Origin of the sequence: Pontimicrobium sp. SW4, assembly GCF_039954625.1 — a bacterium.
In the GTDB taxonomy this organism is placed as follows: domain Bacteria; phylum Bacteroidota; class Bacteroidia; order Flavobacteriales; family Flavobacteriaceae; genus Pontimicrobium.
On the sequence record NZ_CP157199.1, the window covers coordinates 3,079,273 to 3,102,554 of the forward strand.

Consider the following 23,282-nt stretch of genomic DNA (forward strand, 5'->3'; position numbering starts at 1 on the left):
TTTAACCTGTAAAGATACACTAATTAACTAAATTACTTTTATAAAGAATGTCTGCTATCACCCTGTCGTTAGATAGTCTAGGTATTTTATTTTGTCCTCCAAGTTTTCCAACCGATTTCATATAGTGTGTAAATCCTTGATTTTTTACAGTCGCTATTTTTAATGGTTGAAGCACTTTTCCTTGAATCAAATCTTTATAGTACGAATTTTGATTCTGTAAAGATTCGTCTAGCTTGCTTGCCAACAACTCTAAGTTTTCAACTTCATTTTCAAATTCTACAAACCATTCGTGGTAAGGCAATCCTTGTTTTGGATTAATTTGAGGTGCTACTGTAAACTCTGAAACTATAACATCACTATTACTTGTAGCTTCTTGCATAGCCTGCTCTACCTCTTTACCTATCACATGTTCTCCAAAAGCAGAAATATAATGCTTGATACGCCCAGAAACAATAACTCTATAAGGTTTTAGAGAGGTAAATTCTACTGTATCTCCAATGTTGTAAGCCCAAAGGCCAGCGTTGGTGGAAATTATCATAACATAGTTAACGCCTAATTCAACGTCTTTAATAGTGATTCGTTTAGGTTTCTCATTAAAGAATTCTTCAGCTTTTACAAATTCATAAAAAATTCCAGAATTTAATTGCAATAACATACCTTTTTGATTCTGTTTGTCTTGAAATGCAAAAAAGCCTTCACTTGCTGGATATAGCTCAATACTATCTACTTTCCTACCAATTAGACTTTCAAATTTAGCTCTATATGGTTCGTAGTTAACACCTCCAAATATGAATAAATTAAAATTCTTAAAAACATCTCCTATTTTTTTGTTAGTTCTTTGATGAAGACGTTCAAAATACATTTGAACCCATGAAGGAATACCACTAATAATAGTCATATCTTCATTTAAAGTCTCATCCACAATCGCTTCAACTTTGGTTTCCCAATCTTCAATACAATTTGTTTCCCAACTAGGCATTCTGTTTTTTTGAAGATATTTAGGTACGTAATGAGCTACAATTCCTGAAAGACGCCCGAGTTTTATACCTTTTTTTTCCTGTAGAATTGGACTTCCTTGTAAAAAAATCATTTTCCCATTTACAAAACTCGTTTTACCAGTTTCTGCAACATACATTAAAATAGCATTTCTAGCGGCTTCGGTATGCGAAGGCATACTTTCCTTAGTAATTGGAATATACTTAGAGCCAGAAGTTGTTCCTGAAGTTTTTGCAAAATATATTGGTTTTCCCTTCCAAAGTATATTTTTTTCTCCTTGAACTACACGCTCTACATAAGGCTTTAATGCTTCATAATCTCTAATTGGAACTCTTTTTTGAAAATCTTCATACGAATTAATACTAATAAAATCATGATCCTTTCCAAAATCTGTTGAAGTAGCTGATGAAATTAACTTTTCAAAAACCTTTTGTTGTGTTTTAATAGGATTATTAGCCCACTTATTAACTTTTTTCTGAATTTGTTTAGCAAAAGGCTTAGCCAATAATGCTTTAAAGGATGTGATTTTTCCTAGTTTCATTTATTCAAAATCTATAAAAGTGGTTGGATCTATTGGGTAGCCATCTGTCCAAAGCTCAAAATGTAAGTGCGGTCCAGTTGTTAACTCGCCTGCATCTCCAGAAATAGCTATTACTTCTCCTGCCTTTACCAAATCTCCTTGTTCTTTGGTTAACGATGCATTATGTTTATATGCAGAAATGAGTCCGTTACCATGATCTATAATCACAACGTAACCTGTTTGTGTAGTCCATTCTGCTAAAACAACAGTCCCATCATCTGCTGCCTTAACTGGTGTTCCTTTAGCGACAACAATATCTACTGCAAAGTGTTTTTCTTCTACATTATAACCTTCACTAATAGTGCCTGTTACTGGTGGAAATAGCACAAAGTTTACTTTTGAAGTGGCAGACTCAAAAAGATTGTATTTATCCTCCTTATTGACTTTTTCTCTCAATAAAGAATCTTCTCTTGAAGGATTTAAATTGTATCCTTCTGTATCAAGTTCTGCTGCTCTAATTATAGAGTCTTTGTTAAATTCAATAGTAGTTACATCCCCTTTTAAAACGCGCTTAATAGATTCCAAATACTGTTCATTCATTGTAACTACCTGTTGTAATGAATCTGTTTTAAAACTAAGATTAGTCGCTTCTTTTTTTAATTTGGTTGATGAATATCCTGGTATGTATTCTCTTATTGAAGTAAACGCAATTAGAATAGTCGTTAAAACAATTAAAACAATAGCAGATAACGACATGATTACAAACACATTTAACCTCGTTAATTTAATAGCGAAGCGTTCTTCAAAAGTGTCTTCGTTAAGTATAACTAGTCGGTACTTATGCAGTAGTTTTTTAGCTAACTTTTTTTGTTTGTTTTTCTTGTTTGACATTCTTGCGCTAAATTAATTAAAATTATACGTACATCGTATTCTACATTATGCTAAAGTTTGCTTTTAAACGTATTTTCTAAAGTTTAATTATTAACTTTGCTTTATTAAACAAAAAACAAATGAGTTTATTTATGATACCTTTAGCTATAGGAGCTCCACAAATTATTTTAATTGTGGTAGTGGTTTTACTATTATTTGGTGGAAAGAAAATTCCAGAACTTATGAGAGGATTAGGAAGTGGCATTAAAGAGTTTAAAGATGCCAGTAAAGAGGATGAAAAAGAAAAAGAGCCTACAAAAGAATAAACGTTATTATAACTAAAAAAAGCCAACATTTTCATGTTGGCTTTTTTTATGGTTTTTTTATAATCTATTTAATTTTTAATGACCTTATAATAGCTTCTAATTCAAAAATATAGTCGCGTTTTCCAGTAGAAGGTGCAAATACAAATCCTTCAAGTACTAATAAGCGATTATTTACCTCATCCTTAATCGCATAATTAATAAATGGTCCAGCCATAAAAGCATCTTTCACTTCCCAAGTACTCTTGGTTTCAAAAGCTGGTTTGTTATCAATTATAGTTGTATTTAAATAAGGTGTATATGCTTCTTCTGTAATCATGTACGAGCCTTCAATTGGTCCTGGTATATGTGCCTTCCCAATAGAGTCTCTCATTTTAATTATGTCATTAATTGCGTTTTCCCCATCCGAAATAGCATCTAATGGCATTTCATATATCATTAAATTAGCATCTCCATTTTTAATATCGCGACGCAACCAAAAGAAATTTCCTTCTTCCTTAGCAATTCTATAGGCTGAAGACATACTGAGTGTTATACCCAATGCTTCTTCAATACTATTAATTTTGAGCAAGGATTTAGACATTCTACGTTGTTGTTCTTTAATTTCTGTTGCTTTAAATGTTGAAATAATTCTTTCGGCGTGTTCATTAATTTCTGCAATAATTTCTTTAGCAGAGTTTCCAGAAATAACTACAACCGCTTGGGGTGTTGCATATACATCTTTTAAAAATTTTGTGTCCGCAGGTTTGTCTCTTTCTATTTTTAAAATAGTTCTGTTTTTTGTTGCAAAGTCTGTGAATACAATTGGTGGCATTTGTCTAATTGAAAATAAAGGTTCTTGCTGAGGAAGACCCAATACTTCTGCCGAAAATACCTCTCTTAATTCATCTCCTATTCTGCTTAACCAAAGATCACTATCAACAATTACTTGAAGATTATTAATATTTCCTGATGAAGAAGATACTATTCTTTTGCTTTTAGAACCATCGCCACAAGATGTTAGCAGCGATACGCTTAACATTATCAATAAAAGTTTTTTCATTTGTTGGTTTCGTTTTTTATTAAACTATTTCTTGCTTACTACAAGAACCGTTCCTACTTTTAATTTTGAACTACTAATATTATTCCAATTTTTAATATTATCAACTGAAACTCCTGGAAACTTTTGCGCGATAGTCCACAAAGAGTCTCCGCTTTTTACTTTATACGTTTTTGCATTAGGATCTTGTTTCGTGACTTTTTTAGAACTAGACGAAGCCTTACTTGTTGATTGGGAAACGGGCTTTCTTGGATAAATAGTTAAGCGCTGACCAACACGTAAGTTGTTACTTCGTAATCCATTCCATTGTTTTATTTGGCTAACTCTAACACCATAAATTCTTGCAATTTTTCCAAGATAATCTCCTGATTTTACACGATATCTAATTCGCGAATTGGTATCAAAAAATTGTGGTAAAGGTTTCTCTCTTTTATCAAATTCGGCTTTTGCAAATGCATAAATAGATGCTTCATTAGCCACAAATGGCCCTACATATTTTCTTGGCAATCGTAACACATAATCTTCGTCTTTAATAAACGGAATGATATCTAATTTGTACGATGGGTTTAAAAACTGAAGCATTTCCATAGGTATGCTAGTTAATTCAGCTACTTGATCTAAAGTGATCATTTGCTTTACCTTAATAGTGTCCGTTTCTATATAAGTAATTTCGGGATTTTGTGGTTGGAAGCCATGTTCTTCTGCATACTCAAAAATATACATTGTTGCTAAAAATGCTGGCAAATAGCCCGCAGTTTCACGAGGTAAGTTTGGTCTAATATTCCAATAATTTTGATACCCTCCTGAACGTCTGATTGCCTTAGAAACATTTCCTGGTCCAGAGTTGTAGGCTGCTAATGCTAAATCCCAATCACCAAATATTCTGTATAAGCTTGCTAAGTATTTTGCTGCTGCCTCTGTAGACATAATTGGATCACTCCGTTCATCAACATAGCTACTAACATCTAACCCAAATTGTTTTCCAGTAGCAAACATAAACTGCCATAAACCAGTAGCTCCTACTCTTGATTTTGCTCTTGGCTTTAGTGCAGATTCAACAATGGCTAAGTATTTTACTTCTAGAGGAATGTCGTGATTATCAAGTTCTTTTTCAAACATTGGGAAATAATACTCACTCAATGCCATTAAGCGCTCTAAATGTTTACGTCTGTTTTTTAAATAACTTTTAATAACACTTTCTAGTGATGGGTTATACTCAATATTAAAAGGTGTTCTTGCGTCAAGTTCAGCAAGTCTCTTTTTTAAAGTATCTGTTGGAAGTTCGGGATAATAAACCTCATTATATTCTAATTCTGAAACAGATTTGTAAATGGTATCATAAAGCCCAGAGCTGAATAATTCTTCCATCCATTTTTTATCAAACTCTGCTGCAATTTCTAAGTCTTTAAATTCTTTTTTAATAAGTGAGTCGTGAACTGGTTTTATTTCTTTTAAAACTTGAGATTTTCCATCAATAATGGTATCCACTATAATGGTATTTACAGGGGGATTTACTACAGTGCTATCTTTAGATTGACTGAAAGAAAATTGGATAAATAAAAATGCTATTAATACTCTAAAAATCATACCTAGGGATTGTGATATACCAAAACGGTTGAAATGCTAAAATCGTATTTTTTAATCAGAATAGAAAATTTTATAGGTCTCTAGTTTAAAATGGCCGCAATTCCAGGAAGTGTCTTTCCTTCTAGGCTTTCTAGCATTGCACCACCTCCTGTACTTACATAACTTACCTTATTTTGAAATCCAAATTGCTTTACCGCAGCCACAGAGTCTCCTCCTCCAACTAAAGAAAATGCTCCTTTTTTGGTTGCTTGTGCAATAGAATCTCCTAAAGCTATAGTGCCACTTGCAAAATTTTCCATTTCAAAAACACCTAAAGGGCCATTCCATAAAATAGTTTTACACTGGTTAACTATATTGTCGAACAACACTATCGATTTCGGACCGCAATCTAATCCTTGCCACCCTTTTGGAATATTATTTGCGGCAACAATTTGAGTTTTGGCATTATTAGTAAAAGCATCTGCAGCAACCACATCTATTGGTAAATGTATTTGAACATTTTTGGCTTTGGCTTGCTTTAAAATATCTAGCGCCAATTCCATTTTATCATCTTCGCAAATAGAATCACCTATACTTCCTCCTTGTGCTTTTATAAATGTAAATGTCATTCCTCCACCTATAATTAGATGATCAACCTTATCTAAAATATTTTCAATAATAGTAATTTTAGAAGATACTTTTGCACCTCCTAATACTGCTAAAACTGGTTTTTCTCCAGATTCCAATACTCTTCCAATACTCTCAATTTCTTTTGCTAATAGTTTTCCGAAACACTTGTTTTCTGTAAAAAATTTAGCCACAACTGTTGTAGATGCGTGCGCTCTATGAGCTGTTCCAAAAGCATCATTTACATATATATCTCCTAATTTGGCTAATTGGTTTGCAAATGTTTCGTCTCCTTGTTTCTCCTCTTCATGGAAGCGTAAGTTTTCTAATAATAATATTTGACCAGGTTCTAGATTTGAAGCAGCAGTTTCAGCTTCTTTACCAATACAATTGTTTGAAAATTTTATTTCTACTCCTATAATTTCTTCAACTTTATTTACAATGTGCTTTAATGAAAATTCTTCTTGTGGTCCTTTTGGTCTCCCTAAATGCGACATTAATATACAACTGCCACCATCTTCTAATATTTTTATTATTGTTGGTTTTGCTGAAATAATTCGAGTGTCATCCGTAACTTCAAAAACATCATTTAAGGGTACATTAAAGTCTACTCTAATAAGTGCTTTTTTGTTTTCAAAGTTAATATCATCAATAGTTTTCATACTCAATTAATTGTTTTTAAAATCTGATTTCAAATTTAGTAAGCAATATTAATCCTTTTAAGCCTTAAATAATATTTTTTAATGGTTTTTTAAGATTGTATAATGCTATATTATAACTGTGTTTATCGTTCCATTTTAGGCTAAAATATTAAAAACATAAGTTATATTTGTACTATGCTTTTTAGTGAAATTATTGGTCAAGAACATCTTAAAAAACACCTCACGCATAGTGTAGATAATGGGAGAATTCCGCATGCACAATTATTTGTTGGGAAAGAAGGGACTGGTACATTACCAATGGCTATTGCTTATGCTCAATATATTTTATGTCAAAATTCAGATGGGGAAAACACTTCTGGGAACGATGCTTGTAATTTAAAGTTTAACAATATATCTCATCCAGATTTGCATTTTGCATTCCCTGTTGCGACTAACGATATGGTTAAAAAACATCCTGTTTCAAAACTATTTCTTGAGGATTGGCGTAAATTATTAAAGGAGCAGCCCTATTGTAATTTATTTGATTGGTATAAACAATTAGGTGTTGATAATAAACAAGGGCAAATTGGTGTAGATGAAGCACATGACATTGTAAAGTCTCTTACTTTAAAATCTTATGAAGGTGGTTATAAAGTCATGCTTATTTGGATGGCTGAAAAAATGAATATTGCTTGTGCAAATAAGCTACTAAAGTTAATTGAAGAGCCGCCTAGTAAAACGGTTTTTATTCTAATTGCCGAAGATGAAGAACAGATTATATCTACAATAAAATCTCGTTGCCAAATATTGCATTTTCCACCATTAGCAGAAAATGATATAAAAATGGCTCTTGTTAAAAAATATAGCATTGATGAAACAGTTGCTATTAAAATAGCACATCAAGCTAATGGAAACTTTAATAAAGCCTGCGATTTAATATATCATGATAGCGAAGATTTGCAGTTTGAAGAATGGTTTATATTCTGGATTCGAAGCGCCTTTAAGGCTAAAGGAAATAAAACAGCGATTCACGATTTAATGTCTTGGAGCGAAGAAATTGCTAAAACAGGTCGAGAAACCCAAAAGCAATTTTTACATTTTTGTTTAGATTTTTTTAGACAAGCATTATTATACAATTACCAAGCAAACGATTTAGTGTTCATTGAGCCTAAATCTGAAAATTTTAAGCTTGAAAATTTTGCGCCTTTTGTCCATGGCAACAACATCATGGATATTAGCGATGAACTACAAGATGCCATCTATCATATTGAGCGCAATGGAAATTCAAAAATTATACTAACCGATTTGTCAATCAAATTAACACGATTGCTTCACAAGAAATCTGCTTAAGGTGTCGAACTCGAATAAATGGTTCGTTATAATAAATCCAACTTCTGGAAACGGAAAAGCCAAAAAGCATTGGTTAAAAATAAAAGCGAAGCTTGAAAACAACGAATTTGAGTTTGACTTTCAATTCACTAAAAGTGGTACACATAATGTAAAACTTGTTCATTTTGCTGTAAACAAAGGGTTTAGAAATATTATTTGTATTGGTGGTGATGGTACTATTCATAATACTATTAATGGTATTATGTCTCAGGAAACTGTTTTTTATTCAAACATATCTGTAGGTGTTATTCCTATTGGAACAGGTAATGATTGGGTAAAAACTTATAACATTCCTAGAAATATAGATCAAGCTATTAACATTATTAAAAACGGAGCTATTGCACAACAAGATATAGGAAAAATTGAGTTTATTGATTCTAAAAAACTCCCTGTATTTTTTAATAATTTAGCTGGTATTGGCTTTGATGGCTATGTGGTTAGTAAGGTTGGAAAATATAAACATTTTGGGGCTTTAGCCTATCTTATTGGTGCTGTTTTGGGTTTATTTTCATTTAAAAATTTTGAAGTAGAAGTCATTACAAACTCACAAAAAATGAAAACAAAAAGCCTAATGGTTTTGGTCGGATTGTGCAAATATTCAGGTGGAGGTATGCAATTAACTGAATATGATAGTTCTTTTGATGGCTTATTTGATGTTAGTGTTGCCAAGAATTTTAGTAAGTTCGAAATTCTAAAAAATATTTTTAAGCTTTTTAATGGAAATATTGTAAATCTAAATAAGGTTAACTCCTTAAAAACCAGCAAGATTACAATATTATGTGCTAAAGAAACTACAAAGCCTTTTATTCAAGCAGATGGGGAGTTAATCGGATCCGAAAGCATTAAGGTTTCTATTATTCCAAAAGTTTTTTCATTTTATGCAAAATAAAAAAGCCAAACAAGAATGTTTGGCTTCAATTATACTATAGCTTTTTTTATTCCTTGTTTTTATACGCCTTGTTTAACGCATCCAATACAGCTTGTGTTAAGTCTGCATCATCTGTTCCATACATAACACTTCCCGCTTCATTGCTTCCTAATATGAATTTATAGCCATTTGTTTTTCCATAATCTTTAACAAAATCTCTTACCTTTTTTATAAGTGAATCGTTTTTTGATTGACTTTCTTGTGCAATTTGTTGTTGTTCAAATTGAAGTTGTTGAGAAATAATTTGTTCTTTCTGCTGAAATTCTTGCTGTAGTTTTTGAAGATTAGCTTGCGACATAGTTCTTGCTTTTACTTCCGCAGCTTTAACTTCTAATTGAAATGCCTGACCTAAGCTATCTCTTCTTTTTTCATACACTTCAATTTTACCTTTTAATTTTGCTTCAATGTCTTTTTTTTCTTGATAGTCGTTTATTAAAACTGAATTATCTACAAATCCAATTTTTTGAGATTGCTGACATGAAGCAACACTCAAAACTATAATAATAATGCTTACTAGTTTTTTCATTTTTAATTTATATTATAAAGTCGCAAAAATATAAAAGTAATACTTAGGTATATCTAAAAATATAATTTATCTAATGTATAAGAAAAATTTATAGCAAAAGAATGATTCTATACTTTTTGTTTATTAAAAACGAATTGAAATTACGCGTTTTAAGAGCTTAAAAGAAAAACAAAAGGTGTTTGCATGAAATAGCTATAATTACATCAATAGAAGGATTCAAAACAACTAATTACTTGTTCTTAATGATATAAATCAATGAAGAGTATTCTTTCGAACCTCTGGCTTTTAAATTAGAACGGAATCCAATCCAGAAAGCTTTGATAGGATTCATAAATCCAGATTTATACTTTTCAGAAAGTAGGCTTACATAGTAAGCATCAAATTTCATTGGAAGTGTTTTAACAACAGTCATATTTTCATTATCAAAAATGTTTGAAATAGATTTTTGATTGAAATGCCAAAGATGTCTTGGAACATCATAAGCTGCCCAAAACGATTTATAATATTGTGCATCAAAACTCTTGTAATTTGGAACAGCAATTATTAAAATTCCATTCTGCTTCAGTAATTTTTTAAGCATTTGTGTTTGCTCTTCAAGTTTTGGTAAATGTTCTAGTACGTGCCAAAGCGTAATTACGTCAAAATTGTGCTCTTTAAATTGTTGCAGTTTCTCAGTGTTAAAAACAGAATCATTCGTTTTGTTATTTGCAATTTTTCTGGCTAAACCATTTGGTTCTATGCCTGAAATTTTCCAATCATTGTCTTTTGCCGCTTTTAGAAAATCTCCTGTTCCGCACCCAATATCTAATAGGTTTTTCTCTTCAATGTTTAAGGAATTAATGAGTTTTAATTTTCTATTTAAAGAGACATGTCTAACAAAATGGTAGGCTTTTTCAAACAGGTTTCTCTTAGAATCCGTATGAGAAATATAATCTTCAGTTTTATAGTATTCAGAAAGGTTTTCTTCGCTTGGTTGCGGATGCGTTTCTAAATAACCATAAGACTTATTTAATACAAGCTCAAATACCTCTCCAGAAACCGAGTGGTCTTTTACTTCTAAAAACGATGTGACTTCTTTCATTTATTACTGATGTTCCACGTGGAACATATAATAGTTATCTTCCCATGTAAACCAATAAGACAGAAATATCATTTGGTGAAACACCACTAATTCTAGATGCTTGTGCAATAGATGTTGGTTGAATTTTTTTAAGTTTTTCACGAGCTTCCATACTCATAGATTTAATTTGAGAATAGTCGAAATTATTAGGAATTTTAACGTATTCTAATCTGTTTAGCTTATCGGCATTCGTTTTTTCCTTTGCTATATAACCTGAGTATTTTACTTGTATTTCTGTTTGCTCTATAATTTCGGCGTCTAAATTGTTTCCTTGAATGTATGATTCTACAGACTCAAACTGTCTCACATCATCAATGGTAATGTTAGGTCTAGCAAACAACTTAAACATTTTATCTTGCTGTTTTACTGGGGCTGAATCTTTGGCTTCTAAAACTGGATTTGCCTCATCTGGAGTGACACTAGTTTCTCTAAAAAACTGAACAAATTTTTCTGCTTGTTCATGTTTTTCCTCCATGCGTCTTAAGCGCTTTTCAGAAGCTAGCCCCAATTTAAAACCTTTTGGAGTTAAACGTAAATCTGCATTATCTTGCCGTAACAGAGTTCTGTATTCTGCTCTCGACGTAAACATTCTATATGGTTCTTCTGTTCCTTTTGTAATTAAGTCATCAACCAAAACGCCTATGTAAGCTTCATCCCTTTTTAAAGTAAAAGGCTCCTTTTCTTGAACCTTTAAGCTTGCATTTATTCCAGCCATTAGTCCCTGTGATGCGGCTTCTTCGTATCCTGTTGTGCCATTTATTTGTCCAGCAAAATACAGTCCTTCAACTAGCTTAGTTTCTAATGTGTGTTTTAATTGTGTTGGTGGAAAATAATCGTATTCAATAGCATAACCAGGTCTAAAGAATTTTACGCTTTCAAAGCCAACCACAGAACGCATTGCTTTAAATTGAACATCTTCAGGCAACGAGGTTGAAAACCCATTAACATAATATTCAACAGTATTCCATCCTTCCGGTTCTACAAATAGTTGATGCCTGTCTTTATCCGCAAAACGATTAATTTTATCCTCAATTGAAGGACAATAACGCGGTCCTAAACTTTTAATTCTTCCATTGAACATTGGAGAACGATCAAACCCTTCACGTAGTAAATCGTGAACTTCTGGACTTGTATAAGTCATATGGCAAGAACGTTGTTCTTTCAATGGCTTTGTAATATCTAAATAAGAAAATTTTTCAGGATTTTCGTCACCAGGTTGTTCAATCATTTTAGAAAAATCTAATGAGCGTCCATCAACTCGAGGCGGTGTTCCAGTTTTCATTCGACCTGAATCAAAACCTAAATCAACCAATTGTTCAGTGATTCCAGTTGCAGCTCTTTCACCAGCTCTTCCTCCTCCAAAACTTTTATCTCCAATATGAATTAAGCCATTTAAAAAAGTACCATTTGTTAATACAACAGATTTTGCCTTTACTTCAATTCCTAATGATGTTTTAACACCAACAATTTTATCATTCTCAACAATTAGACCAGATACCATTTCTTGATAGAAATCAAGGTTTGGTGTTTGCTCCAACATCAACCTCCAGTCTTCTGCAAAACGCATTCTGTCACTTTGTACTCTTGGACTCCACATTGCTGGTCCTTTAGACTTGTTAAGCATTTTAAATTGAATAGCAGAGGTATCACTAACAATACCGCTGTACCCACCAAGCGCATCAATTTCTCGTACAATTTGGCCTTTAGCAATCCCACCCATAGCAGGATTACAAGACATTTGCGCAATGTTTTGAAGGTTCATTGTAATTAATAGCGTCTTGCTACCCATATTAGCTGCAGCTGCAGCCGCTTCACTTCCAGCGTGACCGCCTCCAACTACTATAACATCGTATGTATCTAAAAATAAACTCATAAGTGTTCCACGTGAAACAATTGTAAAATTAAAGTTTGCAAATATACATCAAAACAAGCTATATATTAGAACTTATTAAGGTAGTAGTCTTCTTTTTGGCGCATTGCTATTTTGTCTTCTTCCTTCTTATCCTTATAGCCGCAATAGTGAAGAATACCATGAATCATTACGCGATGCAATTCATTTTCAAAATCAACCCTAAGTTCTTTAGCATTTTCTATGACTCTTTCTATAGATATAAATATATCTCCGTGTAGCTCTTTTCCCACTGAATAATCAAAACTGATAATATCCGTAAGTGTATTATGATTAAGGAATTCTACATTTAACTTATAAAGATATTCGTCGTCACAAAACACGTAGTTAATATCTCCTTCTTTACAGCCTTCTTCGTTAATTGTATCAACAACCCACTTGGAAATTTGTAGGTCATCTTGTAAACGGAAATTGGTTTCGTAGTTAAAACTAATCATTGGCTTTCTTAAAATACTCTTGCACTTTCTTTTTATAAACTTGCTGCAAAGGTAATGCTTGCCTATTTAATATTTCGGTAGTATTAAAATATTGTTTGGCGTTTTGAAGCTGTGTATTTGTAAGGCTATTGAATTGTTCTTGATTAGTTTTAGATTTGCGTTTATTGTCTTCTCCTTGTTGAAACGTTGCGTTTTCTAGTTTTAAAAGTTGATGTTGTAAATTCATCATCCGTTGAAGTGTTCTATTAGTAAAGCCTTTGTTAAGCAAATCGTTTTCTATAGATTCCATTTCACGCAATAAGTTACCTCCCGCCCCTTCTTTTCCTTGCTTTCCAATTTTTTCTTCAAGTGCTTGACGCAATTGTTGTTGTTGTTGGTATATTTCAAATAATTCTCCATTTAATTCTTCACTATTACCACCTTCACCCTCTTGCTGTTGTCCTTCACCTTCTTTTTGTTCGCCTTCTTCCCCCTCTTTACCTTTCTCACCATCTTTCTTCTTTCCTTCCTCACTCTTTTTTAAGCCTTCTTCCATTTGCTTGTTAAGTTCTTCTTGACTCATAATAATGTCTGGTAGCTGCATATCACCTCCTTGACCTTGTCCTGGAGAAGGATTCATTTGGCTTTCCATATTATCAAGGATATCGCTTAATAAACTTGCCAATGTGTTCGCCGATGTTACTGCATACTGTTGAGCAGCTACGCCTTGATACAGTCTATTTTCTGCTAACTGCTCTAGAGACTTGTCTATATTAAAAAATACTTCTGTAATTTCTTTATTAATACTTTCAGAAAGTGTTGGTTGACGTAAGGATAAAGCAAATAAGCTATCATCTACATGCTCAAAATGCTCTCTAAGATTTTGTTGCTTAATTAAGTATTTAGCATACTCATTATGATTGACTTGTATGGATTTAAATTTATCCATAATATCCTCTTGATCGAATGAATACAAAACTAAATTGTCTAGAACCTGTCTCAATATATCAATATCTTCAGACATTTGTTCAGAGGTTCCACTCATCATTGACTGCTGCATTTGCTCGCTCATTTGCTTCATCTTTTGAGCTGCTTTCTTCTGATTCTTTTTTGCGTTGTTTTGCTGTTGCTCTTTATTTTGTTGGTCTTGACTTTCTTCCTTTTTTTCTAAATTTTCGCTAGCTTCTTGTTGTTCCTTTTTAATATCTTCTTCTTTCTTTTTGTCGTTTGGAACTTCTAGAGGCTCTCTTAACTTCTCGTTTTCTTTACGCAAATCTTCTAGTTCTTTTTCAATATCCTCAAACTTCTTATTTAACTCGTCTTGCTTTTCTTTAGTATTATTCTCTTCAGATTCTTCAGATAGTTTCTCTTGCTCTTTAGCTAATTCTTCCAATTCTACGCGAATCTTTTCAGATTTCATGGTTACATAATATCTTTTGGTAAGTTCTAGTAATTGCTGCAAGCTCCGTTTTTTGTTCTTATTCTGCTTAGCTAATTCTTCAAGTTTTTGTGACAACTCTTCTTTTTGAATTTTCTCTGAAAGTTTTTCAAGCTCTTTAAGTAATTCTTCATCTTTCTTTAATTGCTCTTGATTTTCTTCAAGACGTTGCTTTAAACTTTCCTTAAATGGATCTTCTTTGTTCTCTTTTTGAAAGTCTTCTAAATTCTCCTTCAATTGCTTATTGAAGTTTTTCATCATTTCATCCTGTTGCTTTTGGCGCTTAAGAAAGTTTTCTAACTTCTTTTTATCATTAAAATTAAGTTCTGATTTTTCTTTTTGGGTTTTTGAAAACTCTTTTAATTCTTCATCTTGCTCTTCAAGCTTTTCAAGCGAATTATTTAAATCTTCAATAGTTTCACTTTGTTCTTTTAATTGTTCTTGCTCAACTTCATCTTTTGTTAATTTTCTATATGAAAACGTATTACTCTTAGTGCTTTTGTAGTTGCTTAGAATGTCATTATCAAACACTTCAAAATACAAGTCATAACTAACGCCTTCTTCTAAATTCAACTGATTAGGAAAAACACTTACAAACTCATCAAAATTAGAGTTTGACACTGTTAAGCGCTCTGTTTTTTTATCACCCTCAGAACTACTTGGATAATACACCAATTGTAGTTTGCTTAATCCATAATCATCACTAACTTGACCATAAAAATAAAGTGTTTGGCTATCTAGAGAGTCTTGCTCCATTTTCACATTCAATTCAGGATATTCGTCTCTTATTACATTTATCGAAAAGGCTAGGCTTTCATAATCCTTCAACTCTTTATTACTTGTTTTTAGGCTATAATCAAGCGACTTAAATAGGCGTTGAGACAAGCTAAATGCATTATTCTCTCCATTGAATTGAAGTAAGGAGTCTTGAGTGTTTAATATAACGCTTTCTGTGGTTTTTGTTTTTAGTTTCCATGTAACTTTAGTTCCTTGTGGCACTACTGCATTTCCGTTACTTTTAAGAGTTTCGTCTTGTTTTTTTGTATACGCTGGATAATCTAGAACCAAATCGAAACTTAGTAATGTTGGTGTATTAATTACTTCTAAATCATACGTTTTAGAAGTAACATTATTTGCAACTAAATTAAATTGAAGATTCTCTTTTGGCTGTGCAAAAATGTATTCAAAAACACCTGAATTAATCTGTTTTAAATAATACGTTTCATTATTATAATTTATCTGGACATTATCTGGAATAACCTCTCCTTCGGTTTGAACTACTAGTGTAAAATCTTTGTTTTCTAAAACATTTAAGCTATCGTTTATAACATAGAATTGAAAAGGCGCTGGTGGTTCATATGCTGTTTTATAATTTACAACACGCTCATAACTGTCACTAAACCAATTATACTTTCCCGAAATGAAAGAAAATAAAATAATAGTTATAGGAATTGCTGCATACTTTAAATATTTAACATTGCTCTTAAAATTAATTGCTAGTTTAAAAGGGATTGGATTTAATTCTATTGCTTTTTGATCAATACTAGCCAACAAAAGTTCCGATTCTTTCGAGGTTTCTTTTAACTGAAGTACATTAAGCAGCTTATCGTTAACCTCAGGAAAATGATTCCCAATAATTTTTGAAGCATCTACATAATTAATGCCTTTTTGAAATTTAAAGAGCTTAGCAATAGGCTTTGCTATAAACTTTAAGAACAAGGCAATCTCTACAAGTATAAATACCCAAAACAAAATAGCTCTAGCGGTTGGGTTTAACCAAAGGGCATACTCGATTAAAAGCGTTATTAAAAAATAGAGCAAACCAATCGCTAAAAATAAAATAGTTCCTTTTATAAGTTCGTTGGTATAGTACTTTTTAATAAACGCTTCAAGCTTGTCTTGTATGTTCTTAAAGTTGCTCAATCGCCTATTTTTAATAGTTTCAACTAATAAAATTACAATTTTATTGTTAACTTGTAATACTATTTATATATAACATTCTGTTAAAGTCGACAACTAGCGCTATCAATCGATTTATTGTGATGCAATGAAAGATTTAAAATACTTATCTGCCTTATCTGTTCCATTTAGTGTCATTATTGGACTGTATTTTAAGGGGGTTTGGTTGTTTCTAACGCCTTTTTATATTTTTGCCCTTATACCAATTTTAGAGCTAATTCTAAAAGAAGAAAATAGTAATTTTTCTGATGAAGAAGTGTCATCTAGAGCCATCAATCCTGTTTTTGATTGGTTACTTTACTTAAATCTTCCTATTGTTTATGGGTTACTAGTTTGGGCATTGTTAGAAGTTTCAAGTTATGGTTTTGAATCCTATGAATTTGTTGGATTGGTAATATCGGTTGGCATTGTTTTGGGTGGAAACGGTATTAATGTAGCTCATGAACTTGGTCACAGACAAGCCTCAAAAGAACGCTTTATTGGTAAGGCTCTACTATTACCTTCACTGTACATGCATTTTTATATTGAACACAATTTTGGACATCATTTACACGCTGCAACTAAAGAAGACCCTGCAACCGCAAGATTCAAACAAACTGTATATTCCTTTTGGTTGACATCAACTATTAGACAATATTTTAGCGCTTGGCGTATTCAAAAACGATTGCTAGAGAATTACAAATTATCCTTCTTTTCGTTACGAAATGATATGTTATGGTATGTAATTTTTCAAGGATTATATTTAATAATCATCCTTTTTGTTTTTGGAAAAATGGCATTATTGTTTGGGGTTTTAGCTGCAATTGTTGGGGTTTTACTTTTAGAAACTGTCAATTATATTGAGCATTATGGTTTGCTTAGAAAGAAAAAGGAATCTGGTCGCTACGAGCGCGTTAAAGAAATCCATTCATGGAACTCAAATCATGTCATTGGTAGAATTTTGCTCTATGAACTCACAAGGCATAGTGACCATCATTTTAGGTCTTCAAAAAAATATCAAATTTTAGAATGTCATGAAAATAGTCCTCAGTTGCCTTATGGTTATCCAACATCAATGGTTTTAGCCTTGTTTCCTCCTTTCTGGTTTTCAATAATGAATAAGCGAGTTCCACGTGAAATGATTTCAGCTTAGAATCTTTCTTTTCATAATTATCGTTTTATCTTTGCAGCAAATTTTTAGCATGAATAAAAATGTTCGCGTGCGATTTGCACCAAGTCCAACAGGACCATTACATATTGGAGGTGTAAGAACTGCCCTTTTCAATTATTTATTTGCAAAAAAACACAACGGAACTTTTGTGTTACGCATTGAAGACACTGACCAGAACAGATATGTTGAAGGTGCTGAAGATTACATTGTAGAGTCTTTAAATTGGTGTGGAATCCCTTTTGATGAGGGTCCAGAGAAAAATGAAAAATTTGGCCCTTACAGACAAAGCGAACGCAAGCATTTATACAAACAACATGCTGAAGAGTTAATTGGTAAAGGAAAGGCTTATTACGCTTTTGATACAGCTGATGAATTAGACGCTCACAGAAAAGAGCATGAGTCGCAAGGAAAAACATTTATTTATAATTGGCACAATAGAGAAAAATTAACAAACTCTATTTCCTTATCTAAAGAAGAAACTGAGAAACGTATCGCAAATGGAGATGATTACGTTATTCGTTTTTGGTCTCCGAAAGACGAAACACTTCATTTAAATGATATTATTCGGGGTGATATTAAAATTGACACAAATGTATTAGATGATAAAGTGCTTTTTAAAAGTGACGGTATGCCAACCTATCATCTAGCTAATATTGTTGATGATCATTTAATGGAGATCTCTCATGTTATTCGTGGAGAAGAATGGTTACCGTCTTTGGCCTTACACCAACAATTGTATGATGCTTTTGGCTGGAGTGCGCCTGAGTTTGCTCATTTACCATTAATATTAAAACCAACAGGGAAAGGTAAGCTAAGTAAACGTGATGGAGACAAGTTAGGATTTCCAGTGTTTCCATTAGAGTGGAAAGATCCAAAGTCTGGAAAAATTTCAAGAGGTTATAAGGAAGATGGTTATTTCCCTGAGGCAATGGTAAACTTTTTATCATTTTTAGGGTGGAATCCTGGAACTGAGCAAGAACTATTTAGCTTGGATGAATTAATTAACGCATTTGAATTAGAGCGTGTGAATAAATCTGGAGCACGTTTTGATCCTGAAAAAATTAAATGGTTCAATCACCATTATATGCAAGAACAGTCTAATGAATATTTGGCTAAGTTATTTAAAGCGTCTCGAAATGAATTAGTGTCTATTGATGACAATTATATTTCATTAGTAATTAGCTTGGTTAAAGAGCGAGCTACATTTGTAAGTGACTTTTGGGAACTAACACACTATTTCTTTTCTGCACCAACTAATTATGATGAAAAAGCGTCTAAAAAAGCTTTTAAAGATGATACAAATGAGGTTTTTGAAAAAGTAATTGTGCTTGTAAATTCAGTAGATGACTATACAACTGAAAATCTTCAAAATACAATTAAGGGTTGGATTACATCAAACGATATTGGTTTTGGCAAGGTAATGATGCCGTTACGTCTAGCGTTGGTTGGCGCCTTACAAGGCCCTGATGTATTTGATATTATGTTTATGATTGGCAAAGCCGAAACAATTAAGCGTATTGAGAATGCAATTCAATTTATCGCTTAAAATGTAAATATCGCTGTAAACATAATTGTTTCTGGGTTGCCTTTAAAATCATCTACACCTACAATATTGCTGTTAAGCTTTTCAAACATGTTTAAAAAGCCATAAACATATTGCGCTCTTAATTTTATTGGCCCAATGCCAGCCGTCATTCCAATAGCTCCATTTACATTAAATTTCGACATTTCTGTAATATGTGATGCCGATAAACCATTGTACCCATTAATAAAATAGTCCTCTTGTTGGCTATTCTTAAAATCTAAATCACCATTATATTGCAATTGTGGTCCTGCATCAATTGTGAAATTATTTCCTATAACTTTTGCGTGAAATAAAAAACCTAATTGTGCCGCCATTAACTTATATTCTATTTGCTCGTTACCAGCAACGTCATCAGTCATTCTGCCTGAAATTTCTAGGGTGCTTTCAGAAATTTGCATACCATAACTTGCATTATACCATCGGTTTGGAATGTCAACTGTTGCGGCAAGAGCAACAACAAATCCATTCCCTTGAGTTGTTATAAAATTATCCGTTTTAATATTAAACAGGCTAACTCCTCCTCCTATGCCAAATCCATTTTTAATATCATAGCTTGTATGTTGTGCTTGCGTAATTGTAACAAAAAGCATACTTAGTGCTACTAACAAGGTAAGTTGTTTGTTTTTCATGTGATTTTTTAGCGTTCGGAAACAAATATAACTTAATTTAGTATTCATTTATTTTCTAACCATTTTTAATATTCTGTTATGGAACAATTTATTTTTATCCCTATTGCTTTTTTTGCATTAATAATTCTAATTTCTGCTTTTTTTATTGTGAAACAGCAAACAGCTGTAATTATTGAGCGATTTGGTAGGTTTCAAAGTATTCGTCACTCTGGGTTGCAATTAAAAATTCCTTTGGTTGATAGAATTGCAGGGCGTTTGAGTTTGAAGATTCAGCAACTGGATGTGATTATAGAAACCAAAACGCTTGATGATGTATTTGTGCGTTTAAAAGTCTCTGTACAATACAAAGTAATACGCGATAAAGTATACGATGCATTTTATAAGCTTGATTATCCTCACGACCAAATTACGTCTTATGTATTTGATGTTGTACGCGCAGAAGTGCCTAAAATGAAATTAGACGATGTGTTTGTTAAAAAAGATGATATTGCCTTGGCTGTAAAAGCTGAGCTCAACGATGCAATGTCTGACTATGGTTTTGACATTATTAAAACATTAGTGACAGATATCGATCCTGATGCGCAAGTAAAACAAGCCATGAACAGAATTAATGCCTCGGAACGAGAAAAAATTGCAGCACAGTTTGAAGGTGATGCTGCTCGTATTCTTATAGTAGAAAAGGCAAAAGCTGAAGCTGAAAGTAAGCGATTACAAGGTCAAGGTATTGCAGACCAACGTCGTGAAATTGCACGTGGATTAGAAGAGTCTGTAGAGGTTCTTAATAAAGTTGGTATTAACTCTCAAGAGGCTTCTGCTTTAATTGTGGTTACGCAACACTATGATACATTACAAGCTATTGGTGGTGAAACAAACAGTAATTTAATCTTATTACCTAATTCACCTCAAGCAGGAAGTAATATGCTTAATGATATGGTGGCTAGCTTTACAGCAAGTAATCAAATTGGTGAAGCTATGAAGAACTCGAACAGCAAGAAAAAGGATGAATAAAATATGTTCTAAATTAATATTAATGCTGTTACTTGTTTGTGGCAGCATTTCTTTTGCTCAAAATAAATCTGAGTTAAAAGCCCAAGCGTTAAAAGATGCGAAAACTACCTCTCAAGCAACACTTAAGTTTGATTTTGAAACAGTTTTAAAACATACTTATCCTGGCGTTGTAACATTAATGGGCGGCCAAGAAAAAGCTATAAACCTATTGGAATCTACATTTAATTCTATGGCTCAAGAGGGCTTTGTCTTTGAAAAGGCTGAAATAATTAATGTTTCTGATATCGTATATGAACAAGACCAATATCGTTGCTACGTAGAAAGTTACAATCAAATGACAATGAATAATTTAAGAATTAAATCTAAGGCTTATTTATTGGGTATTTATAATGCTAATTTAAAATACTGGTATTTTATTGAGGCAAAACAAGTTAAAAATAGCGCTTTGATGGCTCAGGTATTTCCTGACTTTATAACTGCCCTTGTTATTCCTGATAATGAAATGACTCAAGAAAAAATAGAAGATTAACAAAAAAACCTCGAAGCAATTACTTCGAGGTTTTTTATGCTTTCTAAATTGCTTTAGCTTCAGCTACTAACAATTCATTTTTATCTTCTAAAGCTTTTTCTATAAACTCAATAATTACATCGTTTTTTTCTAGACCATTATTAAGCATCTCTTTTAACACTATCATGGTAGCAATACGAGTTCCTGTTTTTTTAACAGCAGTTCCAAATAATGGTTCTAATTCTTCGTAAGACACATCTTTAGCTAATTCTTGAATGTCAGTTTTTGCTTTTTGCTGCTTCTCTTGAGGAAGATTTGTGTATTTTTTTCCTAATTGCTGAACGATATTAATTGCCTTTCGTTGGGATTGTTGTTGTGGATTTACGGCTAACTTAGGTTCAGTAACTGTGTGTTTATGACTTGCTGAATCTATCTTTAATTTAACTGAAGCCGCTCTTAGTCCAACGGTCTTGTTGAATACTAATTTATTAATAGCTGAATCATCATCAACATTAAAATAGCCTAAGCGTTGAAATTGGAATCGTTCTCCAGCTTTTGCACCAGCTAAACTAGGCTCTACAAAAGCATTGATAATTTTTAAAGAATTTGGATTGATAAACTCCATGAAATCTTTGTCTGGATGACTATCTGGTGCTTCATACATAAATAGTCTATCATATTCTCTTATTTCAGCTTTAACAGCATGTTTAATAGACACCCAATGTAGTGTTCCTTTTACTTTTTTTGTTGTGTCCTCAGAATATGTACAGTGAATTTCAGTTATATTTCCGCTAGCCTCTTTAACGACATTTTCAGCCTTGATAATATAAGCATTTTTTAAACGCACTTCTCCTCCAAGCTTTAACCTAAAAAATTTATTTCCAGCTTCTTCCTTAAAATCTTCTTTTTCGATATAAATTTCTCTAGAAAAAGGCACTTGTCGTGTTCCTGCATTGTCATCTTCTGGATTATTTTCCGCTTCCAACCACTCTTCCTTTCCTTCTGGGTAATTAGTAATAACAATTTTAACAGGGTCCAAAACAGCCATAACACGAGCTGCAGTTTTATTTAAATCTTCTCTAATACAAAACTCCAACAGCGATACATCTATGACATTTTCTCGTTTGGCAACACCAACTTTTTCTATAAAATTTCTAATAGAACTTGGTGTATAGCCCCTTCGTCTAAGTCCAGAAATAGTCGGCATACGCGGATCGTCCCAACCGGAAACTATTCCATCTTCAACCAATTTAAGCAGCTTTCGCTTACTCATAATTGTATAGCTAAGATTTAATCTCGCAAATTCACGTTGTTCTGGAAGCAGTGGGTATTTTTCTGAACTATAAGGATATACCTGCTCTTTGAACCAGTCGTAAAGCTTTCTGTGGGGTTTAAATTCTAAAGAGCAGAGTGAGTGCGAAATTTGTTCTATGTAGTCACTTTCACCATGTGTCCAATCGTACATTGGGTAAATACACCAATCGTTTCCTGTTCTATGGTGATGTGCGTACATAATACGATACATTATTGGGTCTCGCATTAACATGTTTGGATCTTCCATGTCTATTTTAGCACGAAGTACATGGGTTCCCGATTGGAAATCTCCATTTTTCATGCGCTCAAACAAATCTAAATTCTCTTCTACACTTCTATTTCTGTATGGACTATTGGTTCCAACCTGCGTTGGAGTTCCTTTTTGTTCAGCAATGGCTTCGCTTGATTGTGAATCGACATAAGCTTTTCCATCTTTTATCATTTCTACAGCCCAATCGTATAACTGCTGAAAATAGTCTGAAGAGTAAAGTTCATTCTCCCATTTATATCCTAACCATTCAATATCACGCTTAATGGCATCAACATATTCTTGTTCTTCTTTGGTAGGATTAGTATCATCAAACCTAAGATTTACTGGCGCATTATATTTTTCACCTAAACCAAAACTAATGCCAATAGCTTTTGTATGACCAATATGTAAATAGCCATTTGGCTCTGGTGGAAAACGAAAACGTAAATGATTTTTAGGCATTCCGTTTTTTAAATCTTCCTCTATAATGTGCTCAATAAAATTGAGTGATTTTGTTTCTTCGGACATCTTTAAAAATAAAAGGCAAAGTTATTAAATATTAGTGTAATAT

General features: G+C 32.7%; 19 protein-coding genes. 7 read left to right on the plus strand and 12 right to left on the minus strand.

Annotated elements, in window-relative coordinates:
* Window positions 1-19: 19 nt before the first annotated feature.
* Together ABGB03_RS14130 and ABGB03_RS14135 are read right to left on the minus strand one after the other, a co-directional pair.
* Window positions 20-1,537, minus strand: coding sequence for a GH3 auxin-responsive promoter family protein (locus ABGB03_RS14130; RefSeq protein ID WP_347923222.1), 1,518 nt, complete (start codon window positions 1,535-1,537; stop codon window positions 20-22).
* Entirely contained in the window at window positions 1,538-2,407 is an 870-nt protein-coding gene (locus ABGB03_RS14135) for a M23 family metallopeptidase (protein ID WP_347923223.1), read from the minus strand.
* 119 nt (window positions 2,408-2,526) lie between these two features.
* Here ABGB03_RS14135 and ABGB03_RS14140 point away from each other — a divergent pair, with 119 nt between their 5' ends.
* Complete coding sequence (locus ABGB03_RS14140) at window positions 2,527-2,712, plus strand: twin-arginine translocase TatA/TatE family subunit (protein WP_347923224.1); 186 nt, start codon at window positions 2,527-2,529, stop codon at window positions 2,710-2,712.
* 64 nt (window positions 2,713-2,776) lie between these two features.
* Here the strand turns inward: ABGB03_RS14140 and ABGB03_RS14145 are convergent, their stop codons facing one another.
* The 3 genes from ABGB03_RS14145 to ABGB03_RS14155 form a co-directional block, all read right to left on the minus strand.
* Entirely contained in the window at window positions 2,777-3,751 is a 975-nt protein-coding gene (locus ABGB03_RS14145) for a DUF4837 family protein (RefSeq protein ID WP_347923225.1), read from the minus strand.
* A 24-nt stretch (window positions 3,752-3,775) separates the two neighbouring features.
* Entirely contained in the window at window positions 3,776-5,335 is a 1,560-nt protein-coding gene (locus ABGB03_RS14150) for a LysM peptidoglycan-binding domain-containing protein (protein ID WP_347923226.1), read from the minus strand.
* A gap of 80 nt (window positions 5,336-5,415) precedes the next feature.
* Window positions 5,416-6,603, minus strand: a complete 1,188-nt coding sequence (locus ABGB03_RS14155; protein ID WP_347923227.1) for a phosphoglycerate kinase — start codon at window positions 6,601-6,603, stop codon at window positions 5,416-5,418.
* A 174-nt stretch (window positions 6,604-6,777) separates the two neighbouring features.
* Here ABGB03_RS14155 and ABGB03_RS14160 point away from each other — a divergent pair, with 174 nt between their 5' ends.
* Window positions 6,778-7,932, plus strand: coding sequence for a DNA polymerase III subunit delta' (locus ABGB03_RS14160; RefSeq protein WP_347923228.1), 1,155 nt, complete (start codon window positions 6,778-6,780; stop codon window positions 7,930-7,932).
* Between the two features lies 1 nt (window position 7,933).
* Window positions 7,934-8,860 (plus strand): diacylglycerol kinase family protein, encoded by a 927-nt coding sequence (locus tag ABGB03_RS14165; RefSeq protein WP_347923229.1) that lies wholly within the window; start codon window positions 7,934-7,936, stop codon window positions 8,858-8,860.
* A gap of 46 nt (window positions 8,861-8,906) precedes the next feature.
* Here ABGB03_RS14165 and ABGB03_RS14170 read toward each other — a convergent pair whose 3' ends face one another.
* The 5 genes from ABGB03_RS14170 to ABGB03_RS14190 all read right to left on the minus strand — a co-directional run bounded on the left by ABGB03_RS14170 (window position 8,907) and on the right by ABGB03_RS14190 (window position 16,231).
* On the minus strand, window positions 8,907-9,425 hold the full coding sequence (locus ABGB03_RS14170; protein ID WP_347923230.1) for an OmpH family outer membrane protein: 519 nt from the start codon (window positions 9,423-9,425) through the stop codon (window positions 8,907-8,909).
* A 229-nt stretch (window positions 9,426-9,654) separates the two neighbouring features.
* Window positions 9,655-10,506, minus strand: a complete 852-nt coding sequence (locus ABGB03_RS14175) for a class I SAM-dependent methyltransferase (RefSeq protein WP_347923231.1) — start codon at window positions 10,504-10,506, stop codon at window positions 9,655-9,657.
* A 34-nt stretch (window positions 10,507-10,540) separates the two neighbouring features.
* Complete coding sequence (mnmG, locus tag ABGB03_RS14180) at window positions 10,541-12,418, minus strand: tRNA uridine-5-carboxymethylaminomethyl(34) synthesis enzyme MnmG (RefSeq protein WP_347923232.1); 1,878 nt, start codon at window positions 12,416-12,418, stop codon at window positions 10,541-10,543.
* A 65-nt stretch (window positions 12,419-12,483) separates the two neighbouring features.
* On the minus strand, window positions 12,484-12,891 hold the full coding sequence (ybeY, locus tag ABGB03_RS14185; protein ID WP_347923233.1) for an rRNA maturation RNase YbeY: 408 nt from the start codon (window positions 12,889-12,891) through the stop codon (window positions 12,484-12,486).
* Window positions 12,884-16,231: a DUF4175 family protein gene (locus tag ABGB03_RS14190; RefSeq protein ID WP_347923234.1), complete on the minus strand. Its 3,348-nt coding sequence runs from the start codon at window positions 16,229-16,231 to the stop codon at window positions 12,884-12,886. The genes ybeY and ABGB03_RS14190 overlap by 8 nt, the downstream gene beginning before the upstream one ends.
* Before the next feature lie 124 nt (window positions 16,232-16,355).
* Between ABGB03_RS14190 and ABGB03_RS14195 the strand changes: the two genes are divergently transcribed.
* Together ABGB03_RS14195 and gltX are read left to right on the plus strand one after the other, a co-directional pair.
* A complete protein-coding gene (locus tag ABGB03_RS14195; protein ID WP_347923235.1) occupies window positions 16,356-17,399 on the plus strand; it encodes an alkane 1-monooxygenase in 1,044 nt (347 codons plus the stop codon).
* A gap of 49 nt (window positions 17,400-17,448) precedes the next feature.
* On the plus strand, window positions 17,449-18,963 hold the full coding sequence (gene gltX / locus ABGB03_RS14200) for a glutamate--tRNA ligase (protein ID WP_347923236.1): 1,515 nt from the start codon (window positions 17,449-17,451) through the stop codon (window positions 18,961-18,963).
* On the opposite strand, the gene ABGB03_RS14205 is transcribed toward gltX, so the two are convergent.
* Complete coding sequence (locus ABGB03_RS14205) at window positions 18,960-19,631, minus strand: hypothetical protein (RefSeq protein ID WP_347923237.1); 672 nt, start codon at window positions 19,629-19,631, stop codon at window positions 18,960-18,962. The two genes, gltX and ABGB03_RS14205, sit on opposite strands and share 4 nt — an antisense overlap.
* A gap of 78 nt (window positions 19,632-19,709) precedes the next feature.
* On the opposite strand from ABGB03_RS14205, the gene ABGB03_RS14210 reads away from it, so the two are divergent.
* Both ABGB03_RS14210 and ABGB03_RS14215 read left to right on the plus strand, forming a co-directional pair.
* Window positions 19,710-20,639, plus strand: coding sequence for an SPFH domain-containing protein (locus ABGB03_RS14210; RefSeq protein ID WP_347923238.1), 930 nt, complete (start codon window positions 19,710-19,712; stop codon window positions 20,637-20,639).
* A 22-nt stretch (window positions 20,640-20,661) separates the two neighbouring features.
* Window positions 20,662-21,168 carry a hypothetical protein gene (locus ABGB03_RS14215; protein WP_347923239.1) on the plus strand — a complete coding sequence of 169 codons (507 nt, stop codon included), beginning with the start codon at window positions 20,662-20,664 and terminating at the stop codon, window positions 21,166-21,168.
* Window positions 21,169-21,211: 43 nt separating this feature from the next.
* Here the strand turns inward: ABGB03_RS14215 and ABGB03_RS14220 are convergent, their stop codons facing one another.
* Window positions 21,212-23,239 (minus strand): glutamine--tRNA ligase/YqeY domain fusion protein, encoded by a 2,028-nt coding sequence (locus ABGB03_RS14220; RefSeq protein WP_347923240.1) that lies wholly within the window; start codon window positions 23,237-23,239, stop codon window positions 21,212-21,214.
* Between the last annotated feature and the right edge of the window lie 43 nt (window positions 23,240-23,282).